Origin of the sequence: Catenibacterium sp. RTP21428st1_D7_RTP21428_210409 (assembly GCF_040227455.1) — a bacterium.
Classification (GTDB): Bacteria; Bacillota_I; Bacilli_A; order Erysipelotrichales; family Coprobacillaceae; genus Catenibacterium; species Catenibacterium mitsuoka_A.
Genome location: NZ_JBEHVX010000011.1, coordinates 1 through 22,248 on the forward strand (window position 1 = coordinate 1; position 22,248 = coordinate 22,248).

Sequence of the window (22,248 nt, forward strand, 5' to 3'; positions counted from 1 at the left end):
TATTTCTGAGTGAACTGATAAAGAGAAGCTTTCTTAGGCTTTAATACTTTGTTTGACATATGATTATACCTCCATCTAATTTCTAATCTAATTGTAGAACAGATGGGAAATTCATGTGTCTGGTTCAGCTTCATGAACGCCGTTTAATCGGTGCTTATGAAATTTAATTTTCACTGACCTGTGGTTTGTGGGTATTCAAAAAAAATTATAGTTTCATAGAGAGATAGAATTGATCCACATAACTATGCGCAATCGCAATATTCAGTTCTTCTTTGTATTTACTATTGTTGATTGTTTCTACAAGTTCTTTATTTCTTTGATTCAACTGTTCAATCACTTCTTTACTAGGAATATGATTGGACTTAGAAGAATTATGACTCTTAGAAGTCAAAACAAGATTCCAGATATCATCACTATACATAAATGACCAAGGAATCACATGATCTACACTGATATCATCAGGCTGCAATTCTTTTCCTGTATAGAAATCAATCGGTTTATTCATATTTTCAAGTAATATGTTTTTATATTTAGTGAGATTATTTCTTCTGATCTGATTATCAGAGATACCTTTTACTTTAGATGTAATACGAGGAGCATTATTAAACTTCTCTAATAACTGTGCCCATTTGTAATTAAGTAATTGTGATAAAACAAAGCCATATTCTTTCAATAAGAGTACCTGTTCTTTATTGATTGAGATGTAGAGATACTCTTTATTAAGTACATAAAGATTCTTAGTTTCCTTATTCACATTCATAAAACGCCAAGATACATCATCTTTCAGCTTTCTTGCACATTTCTTCAATACACTCTTATAGAAGTCTTGTTCTTTAGTAAGTTCTTCTTCAGCTTTATCAAACCAGATAGGAATAGAAGACCCTGTTAATTCTTTATACTTGTCAATTAGTAAATCAACCTGTTGAACAATGATAGGTTTCTTTTTAATGTTAGATCCTTGTCTTAAGTTAAAGAAGAATGTCTGATTCCAGTAATACTTCACCATCTTATGAGCTACTGCATCAAAAGTAATTACATTGTTTTCTTCAATGTGATTAAGTGTATAAACATTCTCAAGAATAGCACGTCCCCAGGCTAACTTATATGTATTATCATTATTCATATACTCAATTACGTCAAGCCAATCCTGTATATACTTATTCATACGAATCCTCTACTTATTCTAGATAGATTTTCTTATCAAAGGCACCATTACTATGTGCCTTCTTTTATTTGATAGAAAGTACTTCTTGATGATCAATATGAAGTGTATTCTCTAATGCTTCTAATACTTCTAATACATCAGCTATCTCTTTCTTAATATCTTCACCTTCAGCATTCATTACTTCATGACATTCCTCCAATAACTTGCTTTTTAAACATTTGAGATACTCTTCATCATTGAGTATTCTTGTTGCACAAGTCTTATGATCATTTTCTATGATTTCAGGAATACGATCTCTAATTAGCTTGTTGTAGATATGCTTCATTGGAATCACCTCTTCACTAATCATACAACGAATAAAACAGATATAAAAGCATTGGTGATGATACGATCATCATCTTTTTAAATACGCGAAATTTACATCTTCTCTAATGGAAAGGAGATTCGTAGGGTGGGTATTGCTATCACGTTTACGTGATAGCGTATTCTCAAGTTACGAGGATGTAAAAAGTGTTTAAAAAGATTGATGAAGTGAGTAAGTTATCAGGAGTCAGTAAGCGTACATTACAATATTATGATGATGAAGGTATATTACCTGTTAAGCGCTCAAAGAATAATTATAGACTCTATGATGATGAGACTATGGAAAGACTATGGGAAATATTATGGTATAAAGAAATGGGATTTGATTTAAAAGGAATCAAACTGATTCTAGAAGGAATGAAGCAGGAAACTGTAATAGAAGAGAAAGTAAATAAAATCAATAATACGATAAGAGTATTAGAGGAACAAAAGAAAGTAATAGAATTTATACAGAGATATTCTATTCCAGCAAAGAGTGAAGAGAATAATAAGACTTATAAAGATCAAATTAAACAAATAAGACAAGAACAAGGTATGTAGGAGGGAAGAACTTATGAAAATTAGTAAAATGATTGATGATGTCAAAGATGGTATTGATGAAGCAAGAGTGAAAGTAGTTAAAGCAGTTGATGATGCAGAGTTAGATAGGCGCGCTAAGGAACTAGGAGATGTTGCAGCAGGCAAAGCAAAAGAACTAGGAGATACTGCATCAGAAAAAGCCCATGATGTTGCAGTAAAGATGGATGAAATGAAACGTCAATGGGATTTGAAAAGACTGAAACCAATCTTCTCTGAAGATTTAAATGGTATGCAATATTCACGACTTGTGAGAATTGTAGAAAGAGATAAGAAGTTTGATATAGAAGTATGTAGAGGATCAATTGGATATTGGGCTACCTGTAAGGGTGAGAGATGGGTGAATATCTTTAAAGATTCAGTGAATAAGTTTGGGTTGAATTTCTATCCTTACGAAGAGGTTAATTTCTATTATGTAGATCCTACTGATAAAGATAACTATATTGTGCTAGATGAATATTTTGATCGTTTGAAGCAGGCTCGTGTGAATGAATTACAGAAGATTGCACAAGATTTAGGTGCAAAAAAATTCAGAGTTACATATATGAGAGAAAAATCTTCACTTATTAAGAAGAAGTGGAATGGAAAAGCAGACGGAAAAGCTAAAGATGGAGATGGTACAGTGTCAGTTGATGTTGATAAACTATCAAAACAATACGATAAAGTAGAGATTGAAGCTGAAAATAGTTTCCCAGGACATGAGCCAGCTGAACCTCATGTAAGATATCTGAAGTATGATCAAAATGTTCAAAACTTGATAGATATGCGTATGGATACTAAGGGACCTATAAACCATCAGACACTAAGTATTAAATTAAGCAGTACATCAGGTTTAAAAGAAAATGATGCTGCAAAGCTTGATATGATATTGAAAAGTTTGAAGATGGCTGGGAATACAACTGTATTAAGTGAAGTACAAAATGAAGAGAAAAGCATATTGTATTATGAAGTAGACTTTTAATATAAGGGACTTGGAATGATTTCCAGGTCCCTTTGTCTTATGGTATTTTCATATTCAAAACAACTCTTTTCATATGCTATAATGGTGTTAATCCTATGAATGCATACTTAAGAATAGATAGCTATACCTTTACAGAAAATCTAATAGCTGACTATATCTTACAAGATTCTGCAACAGCTAATATCCGTTTCTCAACCTACTAAAGAAGAAAAACAACAAGAAGTAGAGTGGAGTAGTATTCGCCTTTATTATGCTTGCTTCATTTGCTATTTTTAGAGAAGGAGAAATTCTAATCACATTTATATTGGTTGCATATTGGGCAGCAGGCATATGAAGGTATTGCAGCTCAGAACAATATTTCAAATATAGCACATATAGTTGGTGCAATAATAGGTTATGGATTAAACGTGAAAGCAAAATATGGACTGTATAGATAGCGACGCTTAGTTCAATGTGAAATGAAAGATGGTGTTAACGTGAAAAAAATAATCATACTGCTTCTTTGTTTGGTATTAGTAAGCTGCGGTACAACAAATAAATCAAAAAGTACAACTAAAGACATATTAGAAAATAGTTTCTTTGGAGTTAAGAAAAAGGTAAAAGAAAAGTTGATTTATAAAAAAGATACAAGTATTAATTCTTTTTTGAATAAATATAACGAAATTAATGATCCAGATATTACTAGTGATATGGTAAGTATGAAAAAACTTGAAGGAAAAGATTCGCCTAGTATAGTTGATATATCAAACGAGAAATTAGGGATATGGATACAACGTAAAAACATATTTGGGAATAAAATGGCTGTTGCTATTCTAAATAATTCCGATAATGTGACTAATAACGATCTCAAAGAACAATTCCAAAAGTATTCAAAGGTATTTGATGATAGTTTAACTAATAAAGAAATAGATGAATATTGGGATAAAATGTTAAAGGGTAAGAATAGAGGAAAAAAGTTAAAAAACATAAAGGTAAAAAGAATTATATTCTATGGTAAAGTGATATATTTAATTCTTGAAGGGAAAATATAATTTGATAAGAATAATAAACAAAAAATCATAAGAAGGACAATGAAATAGGTTGAATCTTGGTAATCTTTTTAAGCACTGATTAAAATGATGTGAACAACTTAATTATGATGTTTTCTATAAAAAGTTGAAAACTGAATTTTTGACAGTATAAAATGGCAAGTACGGAAACCTCATGATTTCCAATCCCCCCTCTAGGGGATATTTTTATATACAAAACAACTCTTTCTATATGCTATAATAAGGTTAATCGGAGGTGATCTCATGAACGCATATTTAAGAATTAAAGAATACAATGATAGCTATACTGCAACAGAAAAGCTTATAGCTGAATACATACTAGAAAATGATATTTTACAGGATTCTGCACAGGCACTAGGTGAAAAGACAAATACCTCTGCAGCTGCTATTATCCGTTTCTCAAAGAAAATAGGTTTTAAAGGCTTCAGTGATTTAAAGATGAACTTAGCTCAATCTACTAAAGAAGAAAAACAACAAGAAGTAGATCTCATCTTTGAACCAGAAGATAATATCAGTACATTAGTAGAAAAAGGCTGTAGATTAAATATGAACACAGTCTTAAAAACATACCAGTTAATAAACATAGATACACTAGAAGCATCAATAGACTTACTCAATAATGCTTCTACTATCTATCTCTTTGGTGTAGGTGGTTCATCAGTCATTGGTTTAGATATCTACCAAAAACTCATGCGTATAGGCAAGAAGGTGATCTATAACGCTGATTTACATGTACAGATGACCTTTGCCCAAAGCATGGATCAAAATGATGCAGCACTTATTATCAGTTACTCAGGTTCTACAACTGGTTTAGTAGATGTTGCTAGAGTGTTACATGAAAAACAAATACCATTTATCTCTATTACACAGATCAACTCTAATCCAATTTCTAAACTAAGTACCTACTCACTTAAAGTACCAAGTGAAGAAAAAGCCTTGCGTATTGGTGCAGTCTCTTCTCGTATCTCTTCATTTGTGATAACTGACTTATTGTACTATGGTGTATTTAAGAAGAACTTTGAAGAACATAAAAAGAATCTCATAGATTCTAAAGACAATGTCTCTATACTCAAAAAGTAGACTCATATTTCACTATGAGTCTTTTATTATAGAAATAACATTTCATTTATAATGAAATATACTTGAAATAATATTTCAACAAGTCTATAATGATATTGGAAGGAGGGAACAAGAATGAACTTAAATAACTTAGATACAGAACAGTCAAATCCTGATTCATTACATATAGATGAAATGTCTACGATAGATATTCTTACTACTATTAATAATGAAGATCAGAAGGTGGCTTTAGCTGTAAGAGACGTCTTACCGCAAATTGCAGATGCTGTTGACTGTATCTATCAACAGATGAGTCAAGGTGGCAGATTGATTTATATTGGTGCTGGTACATCAGGGAGATTAGGTGTACTAGATGCATCAGAATGTCCTCCTACCTATGGTGTTGATCCTCAACTTGTACAAGGATTAATCGCTGGTGGGAACATCGCACTCACAACTGCAATAGAAGGTGCAGAAGATTCTCAGGAACTCGCTGTAGAGGACTTAAAGAATATCCACTTAACAGACAAAGATGTTGTATGTGGTATTGCAGCATCAGGCAGAACACCTTATGTCATTGGCGGACTTCAATATGCGCGCACACTAGGATGCCAGACAGTTTCTATCTGTTGTGTTCACAATGGGGAAATATCAAAATACTCCCACTATCCAATTGAAGCAATTACAGGTGCAGAAGTCGTGACTGGCTCTACAAGAATGAAGGCAGGTACTGCACAAAAACTTGTCTTAAATATGCTTTCTACATCTGTAATGATCAAAAGAGGAAAGGTCTATAAAAACCTTATGGTTGATGTACAGCCTACCAATGAAAAACTTAAGATCAGAGCTGTTAACATTGTCTCACAATCTTTAGATTGTTCTGAAGAAGAATCAATCGCATTATTAACTAAATGTCACTACAATGTAAAGATTGCGATTCTATCTGGTTTAACAGGTAGAGATGAAAAAGAATGTGAAGAAGCTCTTCTTAAAAATAATGGAAATATAAGTAAAACTGTAAAAAGTAATCTATAGGAGGATATGAGATGAATAAGTACATTGTAAAAAATCAAAACAATAAACAAAACAAGAATGTCTTTGGTATAACGGATTATGATATCCCTATGTTTGGTTTCAAGAGTGCATTACTTATTCTTGTTTCTACAATGTTGTCCCTTCTCATCTGTGTCAATGGATTCACTTATCTCCACATCGACTTCAGACTCCCTAATGCACTAATTAGTGGTCTTGCATGTGGACTCAGTGTTGCTTATTCCCAGTATTTCATTGAAAGAAAAGAAGGATTATGTAAAAACTTTTGGCTTGTAACAGGTCTCTTCTCTTTGATGGCCTTTGTATTAATATTAATGATTAAATAATAGGAGATTAAATTATGTTCGATGCAATTACAAATGTCATTGAGGGTAAACTAGCGGGTCCATTAGAAAAACTCTCTAATCAAAGACATTTACGCGCGATCCGTGATGGTATTATTGCGACATTACCGATTATCATTGTTAGCTCATTATTAATGGTTGTTGCTTTTTCTTACAACCAGATGCCTGCAGACTGGGCACTTGCAAAATTCATTAAAGCAAATGCAGTCGCAATTCTTTTACCTTATAGAATGTCAATGTATATCATGACACTCTATGCTGTATTTGGTATTGGTTACTCTTTAGCTAAATCATATGATTTAGATGGTTTAAGTGGTGCAATTATGGCAGAACTTACATTCCTGCTTACAGTTGTACCAGCATCTATTCCAGATGTCACAGATTCAATCGCAGCTCTTGCCACTAAGAATGCTGAATTAAATGCATTTTTACAGCAGCTCCCATCTGGTTATGTTATTCCTGCAGAACACTTAGGTTCAGCAGGTATGTTTATTGGTATTATTTCTGCCTTTATTGGTGTAGAAGTATATCGTTTTACACAGGTGAAAGGATTAAAGATCACTATGCCTGCAGCTGTTCCACCTGCAGTCGCAAGATCATTTGAATCATTGACACCTACTATTATCATTATCTTAGGTATTTCTACACTCACTATGTGGTTAGGTGTAGATGTTCACAGCATTGTAGGTGACCTTATTAAACCTTTAGTCAATGCGACTGATACATTACCTTCTACATTACTCATTATTTTCTTAATCATGTTCTTCTGGTCATTTGGTATTCATGGTGACTCTATTGTCAGCTCACTTGCTAGACCAATCTGGTTAATTCTATTAGATCAGAATACTGCAGCAGTTGCAGCAGGTAAGACTGCCACTCATATTGGTGTAGAACCGTTCTTACAGTGGTTTGTCCATATTGGTGGTTCTGGTGCTACTTTAGGACTTGCGATTCTATTCTGTTTTGCAGCTAAGAGTAAATATGGTAAAACACTCGGTAGAACAACTATCCTTCCTTCACTGTTCAATATCAATGAACCAATGATCTTTGGTGCACCAATCGTATTAAATCCAATGTTGTTAATTCCATTTATCTTAGTCCCATTAGTTCTTGCAACTATTGCTTGGATTGCAACAGCTATGCATTTAGTAAACTGTGCAGTCACTATTGCCCCTTGGACACTTCCTGGCCCAATTGGTGCATATCTTGCATGTGGTGGTGACTGGAGAGCAGCAGTATTAAGTATTGTACTAATTATACTTTCAGTTATTATGTATTATCCATTCTTTAAGATGTATGATAATAAATTATTAGAAGAAGAAAAGGCAAACGAAGCATCTGAAAATTAAGAGGTAACAGAAATGTTGTATATAGGTATAGATGGCGGAGGTACAAAAACAAAGATGGTTCTTTTTGATGAGAACGGAATACGTTTAAAAGAACTAATACTTCCTACAGTACATGTTTTAACTCAGCCACAAGATCAATCTATTGAAATATTAAGAGATGGTGTCAATCAGCTAGATCCTGATCATACTGCCATTATTGGTGCAGGACTTGCAGGATATGGCCAACAGAAAGAACTAAGAGACAAAATAGAATATATATGTAAAGAAGCATTTGGAAATCGACCTTTTGTCGTAGAAAGTGATGTAAGAATTGCGATAGAAGGTGCGTTAGATGGGCATGATGGCATTGTGGTCATTGCAGGAACAGGCAGTATTGCCTTATCACTTAAGAATAATAAGCTCACACGTTGTGGAGGCTGGGGTTATCAATTAGGAGATGAAGGCAGTGCTTATTGGATTGCGAAGAAGATGTTTAATACATTCTGTAAAGAAATAGATGGCAGACTAGAAAAGACAGCTCTTTATGATCTTGTTATGGAAGAATGTCATCTAGATATTGATTATGATATTATCACATTTATGAATCATCTAAATCGTACATCTACTGCATCCTATGCTTATATCAATGGATTAGCTGCCAATCAGGGAGATCCTTATGCGATAGAAATATATAAACAGACAGCATTAGAAATTCGTTCACTTATACAAACACTTTTAAAACAACATGATTCAACACCTCGTATTTCTTATATTGGAGGTGTATTTGATCATGCTTCTCACTATATTCTACCTGTTTTGAATGAAACAATAGATTATCTTATTTCACCTATCCATACACCGGAATATGGTGCTTACAAGCTTGCGAAGAAACTAGGGTGAAAACCTTAGTTTTTTTAATAAAGGAGGAAACTATGAAAAAGACAAAAGATATATTATGGGGTGGAGCCACTGCCAGCAGCCAGTATGAAGGTGGCTATAAAGAAGGCGGTAAAGGCTTAGATACACAAGATTGTAGACCCTATCTAAAAAGAACATCTGATGCGACAACATCTACAAGATTACTTACACAAGATATTATTGATGAAGCAAAGAAATGTGAAGGAATAGGACACTACCCATTTAGACAGGGTAGTGATGGTTACCATCATATTGATGAAGATATTGCCTTACTTAAAGAATTAGGTATTGATATCTATCGTTTCTCAATCAGCTGGGCAAGACTTTATCCTCATGGAGATGAAGAAACACCTAATGAAGAGGGAATTAAGTTCTATGATCATATCTTCAAAGAAGTACATAAAGCAGGTATGAAGATCTTTCTCACAATGAATCATTATGCTGTTCCATTATACCTAGTAGAACATTATGGTGGATGGACAAATAGAAAACTGATTGAATTCTATGAAAGATTTGCGACAGTTGTATTTGAAAACTGGGGAGAATATATTGATTACTTCCTCCCATTTAATGAAATAAATGCTGGATACTTTAGTCCTTATAATGGTGTAGGATTAGTAAAAGAAAAGGATCAGCCTTATAATCAGACACTCGTATTCCAGTCATTACATCATCAATTTGTAGCAAGTGCTAAGACAATTAAGATTGCGAAAAAACTCTCTCCAAAGAGTCAATCAGGCTGTATGGTGGCATGTTTCTGTTATTATCCACTTACATCTACTCCAGAAGATAACTTAAAAGCAGTCAGAGATGAAGAAATCCATCAGTGGTTTGCGATAGATATACTAGCGAATGGTCATTATCCAAGCTATATGGATCGTTTCTTTAGAGAAAATGATATTCATCTAACTGTTACAGAAGAAGATTCAGAATTACTTAAAAAATATACATGTGACTTTGTCAGCTTCTCATATTATTCAAGTTCTATCGCAACATGTAAGGAAGATGGTCAACAGACTGCGGGTAATCTCGTTGTATCTACAAAGAACCCTCATCTTAAGGCAAGTGACTGGGGATGGCAGATTGATCCTGTAGGACTAAGAATCATGTTGAACAAGATGTATGATAGAACACAGAAACCTGTCTTTATATGTGAAAATGGACTTGGCGCACATGATATTATGGAAGATGGTTTGATTCATGATCCATATAGAATAGATTATCTTGAACAGCACTTTAAACAAATTGATGAAGCGATTGATGATGGTGTAGACGTTATTGGCTATATCATGTGGGGTGTGATTGATATCGTTTCTGCAGGAAGCTGTGAAATGGAGAAACGTTATGGCGTTGTTTATGTGGACGCCAATAATCTAGGTCAGGGTACTTATAAGAGATATAAGAAGGATAGTTTTAAGTGGTACCATGACTTTATTGAAAATAAGCATAAACAATTCAACTAAGGAATTCTTTTTAGTATGATAGACATATGGAGGATTTCATATGACTTATATCGGACACTATCAATCTCCTCTAGGAGATATACTTATTGCGACAGATGAAATAGGTGTATATGGCTTATGGTTTGAGAATCAGAAGTATTATGCATCAGGATTAAAAGAACCTTATGAAGAAAAAGATACAGAACTTATTCTAAAAGTAAAAAAATGGCTTGATCTCTATTTTAAGAAAGAACAGCCACCTATTGATTTTCCTCTTCACTTCATAGGTACAGATTTCCAAAAAGAAGTATGGGAAATTTTATGTGATATTCCTTATGGCCATACAATGACTTATGGAGAAATAGCAAATATATTAGCACAAAGAAGAGGTGTTAAAAGATTCTCTGCACAGGCAGTAGGAGGAGCAGTAGGACATAATAGAATAAGTATCATAGTGCCTTGTCATAGAGTATTAGGCAGTAATGGAAGCTTAACAGGTTATGCAGGTGGTATTGATAGAAAAGAAGCGTTATTAAAATTAGAAGCATAATAAAGGGGCACCATCAGGTGCCCCTCATTTTTAATCAAAATCAAACTTATCTGCATTCTTTTCTTTAAAGATTTCAAACAGTTCATTAAGTAGTGCTTCATCATCTACTGAACGATAGTTTTCTTCATCAGAATCATCCTCTGATTCTTCACATTTCAAGATCACTACCTCATCTGATTCTTCATCTACTGGCAATAAAACAACATATGTTTCTTCATTATGTTCAATTAAATCAAGATATTCAAACTCTAATTCATTTCCATCATTATCATTCAATACGACAATATTATCCATTAGTCATCCCTCTTACTATATTCTTCACCATATTTCACAAGACGATCAAATTTCTTCTGGTTCTCTTCATTTTCAAAAGTAATCTTCTTTATAGCGTTCAACTTATAAATAGCTTCAGTACTTTCTTCGAATACTTCATCCTCATACTCGTGTTGCCATTTAGCATTATCCTTATCGATAAGATAAGCCATCTGTTTACCTTCAACTAAGGCTTCTACATAATCTTCAGCTGCTTCACCAATTTCATGATTATTAAATGAATCTTCTTTATGTTCATACTTGCTTAGATATTTAAGTTCAGTATCTACATAACGAGTATAGATTTCTGTAGTGAGTTCTGCATCATTTTCTTCTATTTCCCATCTTTCTTCTAATGCAGTTTTAAAATCCTTATAGAATGCTTCATCAATTGATTGTTCTGTTTGTGTTGGTGTATCAGTTTGTTTAGTAGGATTACTCTGTCCTGTATCCTTATTATTGTTGGTACATGCACTTAAACCAAACACTACCATACACGATAATAATAATTTAAATAGTTTCTTCATAGTGAAACCTCCTTTCATATTAATTATATAGGAAAATGATTTCTAATTGTGAAATAATGCATCATAAAAAATAAATAAGTATAGTATTGAGCTTAAAGCGTGCTTTAAAGATAGAATAGACAAGAAGGGGGGAAATTATGGCTAAAAGAATTAATCCATTAGAAGGATCATTATGGGATAAGATCCTGTCATTCGCATTACCTTTAGCAGCTACAAGTATTATTCAGCAGTTATTCAATTCCTGTGATGTAGCGACTGTAGGACAGTTTTCAGGAAGTCATTCACTAGCGGCAGTAGGGAGTACGGCCCCAATCACTAATCTATTTATCACAATCTTTGTAGGTTTCTCAGTAGGAGCTAATGTGATTATTTCACGTTTCTTAGGAGCATAAAGAGAAGATAGAGCCAATCAGGCCATACATACAGCACTTGTATTATCTATTATTACTGGTTTTATTGTATCTATTATTGGAGAAATTATTGCTCGTCCATTATTAGAACTCATGTTTACACCAACAGAAGTACTACCTCTTGCAGTACTCTACTTAAGAGTATGTTTTATAGGAATGTTCTTCTTAACTATCTATAACTTTGAATCTGCCATACTAAGAGCGGGTGGAGATACCAAAAGATCACTCTACTGTTTAATTGTTTCAGGTACTATTAATGTTGTATTGAATCTAGTATTTGTCATTTTATTTAAGCTAGATGTCGCAGGTGTAGCCTTGGCTACTACGATTGCTGATGCAACTAGTTCTTTATTACTCTTTAGAATTCTGTATAAAGAAGAAGGCGCTTTGCAGGTTAGATTAGACAATATGAAGATGGAATGGGTCTATACAAAAGAAATACTTATTATAGGTATTCCTGCTGCAATACAAGGAATAAAGATGTATCCAGTCTATTAGATGGTGTATGTTACTTGGTGCACTTTTTACAGGTGCTATCAGTGCACTCTTCGTATCATTCTCACCAGTCCTAGCAGGAATCTTTACATCAGATCCTGCCATTGTGAAAATAGCCTGTATCCGTATTTCTATTGTAGTCACATTTGAAGTAATCAATATGACTATAGAAATCATGTCAGGTGCACTCAGAGGACTAGGAAATCCAATGATCTCTACAGTACTCTGTATCATCTTCACATGTGCATTAAGACTTGCCTGGATCTTTATTGCCTTCGCAAGAATCCATACATTCCAGTCAGTGTTAGTTGTCTACCCAATCAGCTGGGCAGTGACTTCTGCATCCATTGTGATTGCCTATTTAGTTGTAAAAAAGAAAAAACTCACGAATGTCTAAGCCGGTTCTCTGGCTTTTCTTTTGGGCTTCTTTTTCACTTGTATTTACAATATAATTAATATTAGGAGGGGAAAGTGTGAAACAACATAATACATTTACACTTAAAGATTTCATTATTAGGGCAGTCACTGAATATTGTGTTACTCTCATTATATTCTGTTTATTTATCTTTAAAGTGATTCCGGGCTGTTCGTTACTACAATCTAAGCTTGTATTATTCTTGCTTACAGTACTTAGCTTTGGACTCATCTACTTTAAAAGGATGATAGAAGAAACTACTTAAGCATTGCGACAAACGTACTCATACCTTTTGGTATCTATACAACACTTGCCTATATGTTACTTCTTCCTATACCGCTAGGAATAGTATGGGTATTACTTATTGGTCTTGATTTAGTTTATGTAGGATTTTATTTCTATAAAGTAAAAAGAAGAAACTATAACTCACTCTTTGAAAAATTACAGCTTGTGATTGGTTTAGCTTCTCTCTTATCACTTGTCATTGTATTAAGTGTTACTTTGTTTGGTTCTTCTATCATACAATCATCTACAAAGATTACAAATAATACAGATGTCTATATGAGAAAATATGATGAAAAATCACTTAAAAACTTACATAACTGGTCTAAACTCACACGTAAAGAGAAGCTCAATACATTGCAGACTATATGTAATAACAAAAGAGACTATCTCGGTATATCTGCAAGAATCAAAGTAGGGGCTGGAAGTCACTTAACACATGCCTGTTGTCAGTATAATAATAAATCAAAAGAAATTACTTTTGATATCAGTCAATTAGATCATGCATCTTCTACAACTCTACTAGAGGCATTGCTTCATAGTTCATATCATGCTTATGAATATGCCCTTGTAGAATCTTATGACACAATGAGCAGTGATTATAGTAAGTTGTTTGACTATCGTATCATTGACACTTATAAGAAAGAATTCTCTACCAAAGTTACAAATAAGGCAAAATACTACAATCAGATCAACGAATCTAATGCAAGATCTTATGCTACAGATGCCCTGCAAGACTATCAAAATAAGTTAAAAAAATAGAAAACACAAAAAATGAACAATACAGGATTGTATTGCTCATTTTTTGTATATACGTCCTTTACAATTTAAAATATTGTACAGAATTTAGTACAATCTATTGTCAAAGTGATAAAAAGTTACTAAAAAATAGACACACATGTTTAGAATTTAGTAAATACAGTAATAAAAATGAGAATTGTCACTAAAATACAAAAATTTGTGTGAAATTATGTTGACAGTATACAATTTTTAGACTAAACTAATCACCATAGTAGAAAACAAATACTACAGGAGGAGAATATATGAAAACAGGTAAAACAGTAAAAGTATTGCTTACCGCTGCAACTGCTGCAGGAATGTTAGCTGGCTGTGGTTCTAAGACAGATACTGATACATTCAGATTTGCAAGTGAATTAGATATCCAGGGTATGGATTCTACAGTTGTTGATGATGGTATGTCATTCAACGCAGTTCACGCTATTACAGATGGTTTAACAGCCGTTAACGAAAAAGGTAAGACTGCACCTGCTATTGCTAAGAGCTGGGATGTAAGTGATGATGGTAAGACTTATACATTCCACTTAAGAAATGCAAAGTGGTCAAATGGTGATAAGGTTACTGCAAATGACTTCGTTTATTCTTGGCGTAAGATCATCAAAAATGCTGGTAACTATGCCTATATGTTAGGCAGCGGAGGTGCTTCAGTTAAGAACGCAGATGCACTTATGGAATTAGGTGCTAATGCAACTGATGAACAGATGGCTACTCTTGGTGTTACAGCTAAAGATGATCAGACTTTAGTAGTAGAACTTGAAAACAAAGTTCCATATTTCACAGACTTAATGGCATTCCCATGCTACTTCCCACAGAACGAAAAGTTCGTTGAAAAATGTGGTAAGAACTATGGTACTAAGCCAGAATACACATTATCTAATGGTGCTTATAAAATGACTAAGTGGGTTAAGGGAAACAAAGCAACATTCACTAAGAACGATAAGTACTATGATGCGAAAACAGTAGCAACTAAGAATCTTGAAATGTACTTAGTACAGGATCCTAAGACTGCTGCACAGAACTTCGATAATGGTAAAGTTGACTATGCAAGAATCAACTCTACATTAGTAGATAAGTATAAAGGTAAAGATACATTCACTACTTTCAATGAAGGTTACTTATTCTACTTACAGTTAAACTTCAAGAACGACACTGTTGCTAATAAGAACGTAAGAGAAGCTTTAGCTTATGCAATCAATAGAAAAGATTTATGTGAAAACGTATTAAAAGATGGTTCTAAAGGAGCGACTGGTTTCATTCCATCTCAGTTATCTACTAGCCCAGCTGGTAAAGACTTCCGTGATGATGCAGATAAATATGTAAGCTATGATCAGAAGAAAGCTCAGGAATATTTAGATGCAGCTAAGAAAGAATTAGGTACAGATACAATCACTATTGATTTATTATATGGTACTGATGAATCACCAATGGATACTATGGCTGAATACTTACAGGGTTCATTCTCTAAGTTAAAAGGCTTAAAGGTAAACATGGTTGCAACTGTTAAGAAAGATAGAATCTATAACAGAGAAGCAAATGGTAACTTCCAGGTTGTATGTACTCGTTGGGGACCAGACTACGCAGATCCTACAACTTACTTAAACTTAGCTTTAACTGATAACTCAAACAACTATGGTAAATATGCTAATGCTAAGTTTGATGCATTAATGGAACAGATCCAGAAAGAATCAGATTTAACTAAGCGTTGGGATTTAATGATCCAGGCTGAAAAAGTTATGATGGAAGATATGGCTTATATCCCAGTGTTCGAAAAGGGTGCTGCAGCATTAAAGGCTAAGAACGTAAAAGGATTGGTAGTGGTGCCAGTAGGAACTCCATATACTTTCAAATATGTTAAATTAAAATAACCTCTACTTTGTGTCAAAACAGAGTGGCCTAGGAGATAGCAGAAATGCTGTCTCCTTTTTTTTTTTTTTTTGTGTGTGTGTGTGTGTGTTTTGATTAAACATTTACAATATTTCTGATATTGCTAAAATGTAATGAAATTTTAATATATTTACAAATAAAATGTACAAAACGATTGACTATATCTGACGTAAAGCGTAAACTACACAATTGTTAACATTAATAATAAATTTTGGAGGGAAAATTAATGAAAACAGGTAAAACAGTAAAGGTATTGCTTGCATTAACTACTGCTGCAGGTATGCTTGCTGGCTGTGGTTCTAAGACAGATACTGATACATTCAGATTTGCGAATGATACAGATATCGTTGGTATGGATAGCACAGTCGTTGATGATGCAATGTCTTTCAATGCAATCACTGCCATCACAGACGGTTTAACAACTGTTGATGTGAAGGGCAACACAATCCCTGGTATCGCTAAGAGCTGGGATGTAAGCAACAATGGATTAACTTATACTTTCCATTTAAGAGATGCTAAATGGGCTAATGGTGATGATGTTACTGCGCAGGACTTCGTATACTCATGGCACAGAATCATCAAGAATGCAGGTAACTACGCTTATATGTTAGGTAGCGAAGGTGCTTCAATTAAGAATGCTGATTCTTTAATTGATTTAGGTACTACTGCAACTGATGAACAGTTAAACACACTTGGTATTAAAGCAACTGATGACAAGACTGTTGTCGTTGATCTTGAAAAGAATGTTCCATATTTTGTAGGTTTAATGTCATTCCCATGTTATTTCCCACAGAACCAGAAGTTCGTTGAAAAATGTGGTAAGAACTATGCAACTAAGCCTGAATATATTTTAGGTAATGGTGCTTATAAGATGACTAAGTGGATCAAGGGTAACAAGGCTACATTCACTAAGAATGATAAGTACTATGATGCAAAGTCTGTTAAGACTAAGAACTTAGAAATGTACTTAGTACAGGATCCTAAGACTGCTGCTCAGAACTTCGATAATGGTAAAGTTGATTATGCTACAATCAATTCTACATTAGTAGATAAGTATAAAGGTAAAGATACTTTCAAGGCTATCAGAGAAGGATATCTTGCTTACTTAATCTGTAACTTCAAAGCAGATACTACCGCAAACAAAAACTTAAGACATGCATTATCTTATGCAATCAATAGAAAAGATTTATGTGATAACATCTTAAAAGATGGTTCACAGCCAGCTACTGGTTTTGTACCAGCTCAGTTATGTAAGAGCCCTTCAGGTAAGGATTTCCGTGAAGAATCTGGTAAATATACAGACTATGATGTAAAGAAAGCACAGGAATACTTAGATGCTGCTAAGAAAGAATTAGGTACTGATACAATCACAGTTGATTTATTATATGGTACTGATGAATCTCCAATGGATACTTTCGCAGAATACTTACAGGGTTCATTTACTAAGTTAAAGGGCTTAAAAGTTAACATGGTAGCTACTGTTAAGAAAGATAGAATCTATAACAGAGAAGCAAGTGGTAACTTCCAGATTGCCTGCACTCGTTGGGCTCCAGACTATGCTGATCCAACTACTTTCTTAAACGTTCTTGCAAGCAGTAACTCAAACAACTATGGTAAATGGGAAAATGTGCAGTACAACTCATTATTAAAACAGGCTCAAAATGAAACTGACGTAAATAAACGTTGGAATGAATTGCTTGAAGCTGAAAAAGTAATGATGGACGATATGCCAAATATTCCAGTTGTTCAAACTGGTACAGCTGCATTACAGGCTAAGAACGTTAAGGGATTAGTTCATAATACAGTAAGTACTCCATACGTATTCAAATATGTAACACTTAAATAACATACAAAGAGGCAGGCAACTGCCTCTTTTATATTGATAATTCATGCTATACACTTTAGTATTAATAATAAGGAAGTGATAGAATGAGAAATAAGAATATATTCACAATACCTAATATATTATCTATGTTCAGATTGTTGCTGTTGCCGGTAATTGTATATATGTATATAAACCAAAAGGATTATGTCTTAACAGGAATATTATTGGTTATATCAGGCCTGTCTGATTTGTTAGATGGATATATAGCTCGCACATTTAATATGATGAGTGATCTAGGTAAAATACTTGATCCTGTAGCGGATAAAGCAACCCAAGCAGTAGTACTTCTATGTCTTATGACACGCTTTAGATGGCTTGTTATTCCTTTCATATGCATTCTTATTAAAGAACTGTTTATGAGTTGTATTGGTATGGTTGTTATTAAAAAAACAGGAGAAGTAAATGGGGCAGTGTGGCATGGTAAAGTTGCTACATGCATGTTAGATTTTATGATTATTGTGCATATTGTCTTCTATAAGATTTCCTATACTTTTTCTATTGTTCTTACAATTATCTCTACACTTCTTATTCTTCTATCATTCTATCTATATGCAAAAGAGAATATCAACATACTAAAAAAGGTGGGTTAAATCCCACCTTTTAGCTTCTTACTTTGAAATATGTTGCTGAAGTATCCTTTAAAGCGTCTTCTAAATCTTTAAGTTCTACTTTATCAGTAATATAAATATGATCTTCACCAAATGAATAGTATTCATCATAATTTAAATTGAGTGGCTGTTCACTTCTTACATAATACTTAGAAGATGTAATAGGATAGACGTTTTCAGTATAATCATAATCATGTGTCCATACATCTTTCTTAGCTGTCTTAATAATATCAGCCACTACAGCACTTGCAGTGACATAACGTCCTGCACCCTTACCATAGAATAATACGTTTTCTAGATAATCACATGTAATTTCTACTACATTATAAGCATCCATGACATTACCTACAATTTCACTCATTGGAACGAGAGTAGGAGATACATCAATACCTAAACCATTTTCTAGTTTTTTACTCATCGCAATCAACTTAATTCTATAACCAAGCTTCTTTGCATAATCCATATCTTTCTTAGTGACATTACGAATACCAGTACATTTGATCTTATCAAAATCAAAGAATGTACCAAAAGCATTCATAGTAAGAATATAGATTTTATGTGCTGCATCATAACCATCTAAATCTAGTGCAGCATTGGCTTCTACATAACCAAGATTCTGAGCAATCTTCAATGCTTCCTCAAAATCAAGATTATCTCTTTCCATTAAAGTGAGAATGAAGTTGGTTGTACCATTTAAGATACCTTCAACCTTATTAATATTGTTTGCTACTAGATCTTCCTTAGCAGGTACAACAACTGGAATACCTCCACCAACACTTGCTTCATAATAAAGGTTGACACCATTTTCTCTGGCAACAGTAAAGAGTTCTTTCGCATCATGGGCAATAAGAGCTTTATTTGCAGTTACTACATGCTTCTTCTTATTTAATGCATCTAAGATGATCTTCTTTGCGATAGTAGTACCACCAATAAGTTCTACTACAACATCCACATCTTCATCATTGATGACTTCATGATAATCCTGTGTATAAATAATACCATCAGGAAGGTCTACATCCTCAAGTGCACAACCGTACTTAACGACTACTTCTTCCCCAATTGTTTTTTCGAGTCTTTCTTTTTCTTTTGTAAGAATATCTACAGTTCCGAAACCAACAGTTCCTAGACCAATAACACCAATAATCATTTAAAATTCCTCCCCAATAGTATTAGAATTGTATAAAATTTACCATATTCATATAATGCTGTCAATTATCCATGAGTTAAAATTTGTATAATATGCGATAAATATTAGAATATTTAGAAATTAAACAAAAAAAGAGGAATTAATCCTCTTTTAAAATATCCTGAATAGCTTCACTTAAGCTTTCTACAACCTTTTCAGCTTTATCTTTAAGTTCATTTGGGGCATAAGTAAATGTATAACCATGTTTGACACTATCTAATAAAGGAAGATCATTCCATGAATCTCCTATACCATATACGTTACTCTCATTAATATTAAAATAATCTACAACATGATTAACTCCTGTTCCCTTAGAACATCCTACACCACATACATCCACATGATTTTTATTCTGGAATGCCGCACATGTATCACTATAATATTCATTAATATAATCCATGGCCTTTTTCGCATCCTCTAAATCCCCTTCAGGAAAATGAAATGAGAATGCGTCTGAATCATTAAATGTAAGTTCATCCAAAGAATCAATAGTAATTCCCCAGCTTTCATCTTCTGGACGATACATATAAATCTCATCCTTATATACAATAGACATATGTACAGGAATCGCTTCTGAGATTTCTCTTACTATATTCATAGGAATTGATTTCTCAAAAATGATTTCTTCTTTCTTATTAAAGATCACACCACCACTTAAAGTAATATAGAAATCAAAGTCTATCTCAGTTAATGGATGCTCTCTATCCCCACCAAAAGGATATTTAATTCCTTCTAACTGTCTTCCTGTACATAATCCAAATAGATTTCCCTGTTTCTGGAATGTACGAATCGCTTCTACATCTTCCTTGTGTACACCATCACTAAAAAATAATGTATTATCAAAATCACTCGCCAAAATTTTCATCTTTTTCTCTCCTATATATATAAGAATAAGGAAAATAGATAAAAAAAGCCATAGTAAAGTGACATAAAACGCTTACATTAAACAAAGGTGGATATTTGTTTATTGTTGCATTCATACGATAGGTGTATAACTAATGCAGAAAATAGGTATGAAATAAATGACTTATGGTCATATTGCCTATTTCCTAAAAAAGATATCCATTATGTTCGTTATTTCACAAAAAAACATGTTAACGCTTTACAAAATTAAGAGTATAATGGATTCATCAACCATGATACATATACATTTGATATGTCTGAATATGTCTGTTTGATATAGATGACGCTTTTTTATCACGATGAATTGTTTTTGGTTGAATTTTAAAATTTTTAGGAGTATTATCCTAGAGAATCAAAAAGAAGGAGGTATGTGGATTGGATAAAATGATTCTTGATATCATAGCTGTAGACCACAGATGTGCTCAGGCTGTAAAAGATGCCAAAAAGAAGAGACAGGATACAACTGCAGATATGAACAGTAAGAAGAAGGAAATCTACGATTCTTTCGTTAAAGAGTATCAGGTTACACTTGATGCAAAGAAGAAAGAGTTACAGGAAAGAATTGACGCAACAAAGAAGAAGAATGAAGAGGATTACAATTCTTCTGTTGAGAAGATCACCAGCCTTTATGAAGCCCACAAGGAGGAGTGGGTTGCATCTATCGTAGACAGATGTAAAGAAGTTTAGAGGTGAGATTATGAGTTTTTCATCTAATGCAGTTCTTGCTAAAGCAAGATCTATGTATGGTAAACATCTCACTCCTGAAAGCTATGATGAACTTTTAAAGAAAAGAACTGTCAACGATGTTGTCAGTTACTTAAAGAGTGAAACAGCATATGGTCCTATTCTTGAAGGTTTGAAAGAAACAAACATTCATAGAGGACAGTTGGAATCACTTCTTGATGAAGAGGAATTCTTACGTGCTATAAGATTGATTCATTATGCACCTAAGGGTGACCAGAAGTTTTATCAGCTAGGTATTATTAGACGTGAAATAGCTGTACTATTGAGTAAAGTACGTTTATTCAATAGTGATGAAACATTGAATTCTGAATTAGATATACCTTCATACCTACCTCGTTATTCAACGTTTGATCTTTATGGCTTGTTAAGTATTGAGGATTATCCATCATTATTAAGATATATGGAGAAAACACGTTATTACCATATATTACAGAAATATATGCCTGTAGATGATGAGAAGATCGATACAAACATGATGGAACTTGATTTCAAACGTGCTTACTATAAGTTATTCGTTGAAACAGTGAAATCTACATTTAAAGGTAAAAAACAGAAGGATCTACTTACTATGATCTATACTCAGATTGAGTTAGAAAATATTACGAAGATCTATAGATTTAAACGATTCTTTAATTCTAAGCCTGAACAAATCAAGAAACAGTTGATCTTGGATTACTCACGTATTCCACAATCAGTAATGAATGAATTGATTGAAACAAAAGATGCAGAGGAGTTCTTAAAAAAGCTTGCTTCATCACCTTACAAGTTATATGTGGATGATCAGGAATTCGTTTATATTGAATACTATACAGATAAAATCAAATATAATCTTGCAAAGAGATATATGAGATTTACTACAGATGCTGCCATGGTTTACATGACATATCTGATTGTATTCGAAAATGAAGTTGAAAATCTAAAACATATCATTGAAGGTTTAAGATATGGTGAAGAGGCTGAAAAAATAGCCCAGCTGCTTATCTACTAGGGG

At 33.4% G+C, this 22,248-nt stretch carries 24 protein-coding genes and 1 pseudogene; 19 read left to right on the forward strand and 6 right to left on the reverse strand.

Going from position 1 to position 22,248, the window contains the following annotated elements:
* Positions 1 to 205: 205 nt before the first annotated feature.
* Positions 206 to 1,165: an HNH endonuclease domain-containing protein gene (locus ABUA27_RS02955; RefSeq protein ID WP_349820202.1), complete on the reverse strand. Its 960-nt coding sequence runs from the start codon at positions 1,163 to 1,165 to the stop codon at positions 206 to 208.
* 64 nt (positions 1,166 to 1,229) lie between these two features.
* Positions 1,230 to 1,514 carry a nucleoside triphosphate pyrophosphohydrolase gene (locus ABUA27_RS02960; RefSeq protein WP_330041738.1) on the reverse strand — a complete coding sequence of 95 codons (285 nt, stop codon included), beginning with the start codon at positions 1,512 to 1,514 and terminating at the stop codon, positions 1,230 to 1,232.
* Between the two features lie 161 nt (positions 1,515 to 1,675).
* Between ABUA27_RS02960 and ABUA27_RS02965 the strand changes: the two genes are divergently transcribed.
* The 10 genes from ABUA27_RS02965 to ABUA27_RS03010 all read left to right on the forward strand — a co-directional run bounded on the left by ABUA27_RS02965 (position 1,676) and on the right by ABUA27_RS03010 (position 10,808).
* Positions 1,676 to 2,068, forward strand: a complete 393-nt coding sequence (locus tag ABUA27_RS02965) for a MerR family transcriptional regulator (RefSeq protein WP_022426002.1) — start codon at positions 1,676 to 1,678, stop codon at positions 2,066 to 2,068.
* Positions 2,069 to 2,081: 13 nt separating this feature from the next.
* The gene (locus ABUA27_RS02970) at positions 2,082 to 3,065 is read left to right on the forward strand and encodes a hypothetical protein (protein ID WP_287967977.1); all 984 of its coding nucleotides are present in this window, start codon (positions 2,082 to 2,084) and stop codon (positions 3,063 to 3,065) included.
* Between the two features lie 458 nt (positions 3,066 to 3,523).
* Entirely contained in the window at positions 3,524 to 4,096 is a 573-nt protein-coding gene (locus ABUA27_RS02975) for a hypothetical protein (protein WP_349820203.1), read from the forward strand.
* Between the two features lie 261 nt (positions 4,097 to 4,357).
* The gene (locus tag ABUA27_RS02980) at positions 4,358 to 5,194 is read left to right on the forward strand and encodes a MurR/RpiR family transcriptional regulator (protein WP_129980465.1); all 837 of its coding nucleotides are present in this window, start codon (positions 4,358 to 4,360) and stop codon (positions 5,192 to 5,194) included.
* Positions 5,195 to 5,308: 114 nt separating this feature from the next.
* Entirely contained in the window at positions 5,309 to 6,208 is a 900-nt protein-coding gene (gene murQ, locus ABUA27_RS02985) for an N-acetylmuramic acid 6-phosphate etherase (protein WP_287968430.1), read from the forward strand.
* An 11-nt stretch (positions 6,209 to 6,219) separates the two neighbouring features.
* Positions 6,220 to 6,552, forward strand: coding sequence for a hypothetical protein (locus tag ABUA27_RS02990; RefSeq protein WP_129980463.1), 333 nt, complete (start codon positions 6,220 to 6,222; stop codon positions 6,550 to 6,552).
* Positions 6,553 to 6,566: 14 nt separating this feature from the next.
* A complete protein-coding gene (locus ABUA27_RS02995) occupies positions 6,567 to 7,919 on the forward strand; it encodes a PTS sugar transporter subunit IIC (protein WP_129980462.1) in 1,353 nt (450 codons plus the stop codon).
* A gap of 12 nt (positions 7,920 to 7,931) precedes the next feature.
* Positions 7,932 to 8,798, forward strand: coding sequence for an N-acetylglucosamine kinase (locus ABUA27_RS03000; protein WP_129980461.1), 867 nt, complete (start codon positions 7,932 to 7,934; stop codon positions 8,796 to 8,798).
* A 32-nt stretch (positions 8,799 to 8,830) separates the two neighbouring features.
* Entirely contained in the window at positions 8,831 to 10,279 is a 1,449-nt protein-coding gene (locus ABUA27_RS03005) for a glycoside hydrolase family 1 protein (RefSeq protein ID WP_129980460.1), read from the forward strand.
* 40 nt (positions 10,280 to 10,319) lie between these two features.
* On the forward strand, positions 10,320 to 10,808 hold the full coding sequence (locus ABUA27_RS03010) for a methylated-DNA--[protein]-cysteine S-methyltransferase (protein WP_287968431.1): 489 nt from the start codon (positions 10,320 to 10,322) through the stop codon (positions 10,806 to 10,808).
* Positions 10,809 to 10,838: 30 nt separating this feature from the next.
* Here the strand turns inward: ABUA27_RS03010 and ABUA27_RS03015 are convergent, their stop codons facing one another.
* On the reverse strand, positions 10,839 to 11,102 hold the full coding sequence (locus ABUA27_RS03015; RefSeq protein WP_129980458.1) for a DUF1292 domain-containing protein: 264 nt from the start codon (positions 11,100 to 11,102) through the stop codon (positions 10,839 to 10,841).
* Positions 11,102 to 11,647, reverse strand: coding sequence for a hypothetical protein (locus ABUA27_RS03020; protein WP_349820204.1), 546 nt, complete (start codon positions 11,645 to 11,647; stop codon positions 11,102 to 11,104). Before ABUA27_RS03020 ends, ABUA27_RS03015 begins: the two co-directional genes overlap by 1 nt.
* Positions 11,648 to 11,784: 137 nt before the next feature.
* Between ABUA27_RS03020 and ABUA27_RS03025 the strand changes: the two are divergent.
* The 7 genes and pseudogenes from ABUA27_RS03025 to ABUA27_RS03055 all read left to right on the forward strand — a co-directional run bounded on the left by ABUA27_RS03025 (position 11,785) and on the right by ABUA27_RS03055 (position 18,406).
* Positions 11,785 to 12,555 (forward strand): annotated as a pseudogene (locus ABUA27_RS03025) (MATE family efflux transporter).
* Between the two features lie 7 nt (positions 12,556 to 12,562).
* Positions 12,563 to 12,949, forward strand: coding sequence for an MATE family efflux transporter (locus ABUA27_RS03030; protein ID WP_349820205.1), 387 nt, complete (start codon positions 12,563 to 12,565; stop codon positions 12,947 to 12,949).
* 76 nt (positions 12,950 to 13,025) lie between these two features.
* Positions 13,026 to 13,232 (forward strand): hypothetical protein, encoded by a 207-nt coding sequence (locus tag ABUA27_RS03035; RefSeq protein WP_349820206.1) that lies wholly within the window; start codon positions 13,026 to 13,028, stop codon positions 13,230 to 13,232.
* A 53-nt stretch (positions 13,233 to 13,285) separates the two neighbouring features.
* Complete coding sequence (locus ABUA27_RS03040; protein ID WP_349820207.1) at positions 13,286 to 14,011, forward strand: hypothetical protein; 726 nt, start codon at positions 13,286 to 13,288, stop codon at positions 14,009 to 14,011.
* Positions 14,012 to 14,292: 281 nt separating this feature from the next.
* Positions 14,293 to 15,912 (forward strand): peptide ABC transporter substrate-binding protein, encoded by a 1,620-nt coding sequence (locus tag ABUA27_RS03045; protein ID WP_287968437.1) that lies wholly within the window; start codon positions 14,293 to 14,295, stop codon positions 15,910 to 15,912.
* A 245-nt stretch (positions 15,913 to 16,157) separates the two neighbouring features.
* A complete protein-coding gene (locus tag ABUA27_RS03050) occupies positions 16,158 to 17,777 on the forward strand; it encodes a peptide ABC transporter substrate-binding protein (RefSeq protein WP_287846444.1) in 1,620 nt (539 codons plus the stop codon).
* Between the two features lie 83 nt (positions 17,778 to 17,860).
* Entirely contained in the window at positions 17,861 to 18,406 is a 546-nt protein-coding gene (locus ABUA27_RS03055) for a CDP-alcohol phosphatidyltransferase family protein (RefSeq protein WP_129980453.1), read from the forward strand.
* Between the two features lie 10 nt (positions 18,407 to 18,416).
* Here the strand turns inward: ABUA27_RS03055 and ABUA27_RS03060 are convergent, their stop codons facing one another.
* Entirely contained in the window at positions 18,417 to 19,571 is a 1,155-nt protein-coding gene (locus tag ABUA27_RS03060) for a homoserine dehydrogenase (protein ID WP_129980452.1), read from the reverse strand.
* A 139-nt stretch (positions 19,572 to 19,710) separates the two neighbouring features.
* Positions 19,711 to 20,475 (reverse strand): HAD-IIB family hydrolase, encoded by a 765-nt coding sequence (locus tag ABUA27_RS03065; protein ID WP_281080554.1) that lies wholly within the window; start codon positions 20,473 to 20,475, stop codon positions 19,711 to 19,713.
* 422 nt (positions 20,476 to 20,897) lie between these two features.
* Between ABUA27_RS03065 and ABUA27_RS03070 the strand changes: the two genes are divergently transcribed.
* Both ABUA27_RS03070 and ABUA27_RS03075 read left to right on the forward strand, forming a co-directional pair.
* Positions 20,898 to 21,200 (forward strand): hypothetical protein, encoded by a 303-nt coding sequence (locus ABUA27_RS03070; RefSeq protein WP_187012230.1) that lies wholly within the window; start codon positions 20,898 to 20,900, stop codon positions 21,198 to 21,200.
* A 10-nt stretch (positions 21,201 to 21,210) separates the two neighbouring features.
* Positions 21,211 to 22,245, forward strand: coding sequence for a V0D/AC39 family V-type ATPase subunit (locus ABUA27_RS03075; protein WP_006506827.1), 1,035 nt, complete (start codon positions 21,211 to 21,213; stop codon positions 22,243 to 22,245).
* Positions 22,246 to 22,248: the final 3 nt, after the last annotated feature.

Coding starts and splice junctions, on each gene's coding strand:
- ABUA27_RS02955 (WP_349820202.1), bottom strand. CDS start 1,165: ATGAATAAGTATATACAGGATTGGCTTGACGTAATTGAGTATATGAAT.
- ABUA27_RS02960 (WP_330041738.1), bottom strand. CDS start 1,514: ATGATTAGTGAAGAGGTGATTCCAATGAAGCATATCTACAACAAGCTA.
- ABUA27_RS02970 (WP_287967977.1), top strand. CDS start 2,082: ATGAAAATTAGTAAAATGATTGATGATGTCAAAGATGGTATTGATGAA.
- ABUA27_RS02975 (WP_349820203.1), top strand. CDS start 3,524: ATGAAAGATGGTGTTAACGTGAAAAAAATAATCATACTGCTTCTTTGT.
- ABUA27_RS02980 (WP_129980465.1), top strand. CDS start 4,358: ATGAACGCATATTTAAGAATTAAAGAATACAATGATAGCTATACTGCA.
- murQ (WP_287968430.1), top strand. CDS start 5,309: ATGAACTTAAATAACTTAGATACAGAACAGTCAAATCCTGATTCATTA.
- ABUA27_RS02990 (WP_129980463.1), top strand. CDS start 6,220: ATGAATAAGTACATTGTAAAAAATCAAAACAATAAACAAAACAAGAAT.
- ABUA27_RS02995 (WP_129980462.1), top strand. CDS start 6,567: ATGTTCGATGCAATTACAAATGTCATTGAGGGTAAACTAGCGGGTCCA.
- ABUA27_RS03000 (WP_129980461.1), top strand. CDS start 7,932: ATGTTGTATATAGGTATAGATGGCGGAGGTACAAAAACAAAGATGGTT.
- ABUA27_RS03005 (WP_129980460.1), top strand. CDS start 8,831: ATGAAAAAGACAAAAGATATATTATGGGGTGGAGCCACTGCCAGCAGC.
- ABUA27_RS03010 (WP_287968431.1), top strand. CDS start 10,320: ATGACTTATATCGGACACTATCAATCTCCTCTAGGAGATATACTTATT.
- ABUA27_RS03015 (WP_129980458.1), bottom strand. CDS start 11,102: ATGGATAATATTGTCGTATTGAATGATAATGATGGAAATGAATTAGAG.
- ABUA27_RS03020 (WP_349820204.1), bottom strand. CDS start 11,647: ATGAAGAAACTATTTAAATTATTATTATCGTGTATGGTAGTGTTTGGT.
- ABUA27_RS03030 (WP_349820205.1), top strand. CDS start 12,563: ATGTTACTTGGTGCACTTTTTACAGGTGCTATCAGTGCACTCTTCGTA.
- ABUA27_RS03040 (WP_349820207.1), top strand. CDS start 13,286: ATGTTACTTCTTCCTATACCGCTAGGAATAGTATGGGTATTACTTATT.
- ABUA27_RS03045 (WP_287968437.1), top strand. CDS start 14,293: ATGAAAACAGGTAAAACAGTAAAAGTATTGCTTACCGCTGCAACTGCT.
- ABUA27_RS03050 (WP_287846444.1), top strand. CDS start 16,158: ATGAAAACAGGTAAAACAGTAAAGGTATTGCTTGCATTAACTACTGCT.
- ABUA27_RS03055 (WP_129980453.1), top strand. CDS start 17,861: ATGAGAAATAAGAATATATTCACAATACCTAATATATTATCTATGTTC.
- ABUA27_RS03060 (WP_129980452.1), bottom strand. CDS start 19,571: ATGATTATTGGTGTTATTGGTCTAGGAACTGTTGGTTTCGGAACTGTA.
- ABUA27_RS03065 (WP_281080554.1), bottom strand. CDS start 20,475: ATGAAAATTTTGGCGAGTGATTTTGATAATACATTATTTTTTAGTGAT.
- ABUA27_RS03070 (WP_187012230.1), top strand. CDS start 20,898: ATGATTCTTGATATCATAGCTGTAGACCACAGATGTGCTCAGGCTGTA.
- ABUA27_RS03075 (WP_006506827.1), top strand. CDS start 21,211: ATGAGTTTTTCATCTAATGCAGTTCTTGCTAAAGCAAGATCTATGTAT.